The sequence below is a fragment of the Duganella caerulea genome (genome assembly GCF_040362985.1).
Taxonomy (GTDB): domain Bacteria; phylum Pseudomonadota; class Gammaproteobacteria; order Burkholderiales; family Burkholderiaceae_D; genus Rugamonas; species Rugamonas vulcania.
Genome location: NZ_BPWJ01000045.1, coordinates 1 through 214 on the forward strand (window position 1 = coordinate 1; position 214 = coordinate 214).

Genomic DNA, 214 nt, shown 5'->3' on the forward strand with positions numbered 1-214 from the left:
CCGCGCTGCCGTTCGACTTGCATGTGTAAGGCATGCCGCCAGCGTTCAATCTGAGCCAGGATCAAACTCTTCAGTTTAATCTCTGTTTATTTGCCGATTTCTCGGCACCGTGATTTCTCACGGGTCGCTCACTCAAAATACTGACAGGCTGCTTCTTGCGAAGCATCCTATATTTTTTGTGAACATTTGATATTTTAAGTATCAGCAGAACTAG

1 rRNA gene is annotated in these 214 nt (G+C 45.3%); it reads right to left on the minus strand.

What is annotated here, in order from left to right:
- Positions 1-77, minus strand: a 16S ribosomal RNA gene (locus ACUJB0_RS31765); the annotation flags it as partial.
- Positions 78-214 lie beyond the last annotated feature (137 nt).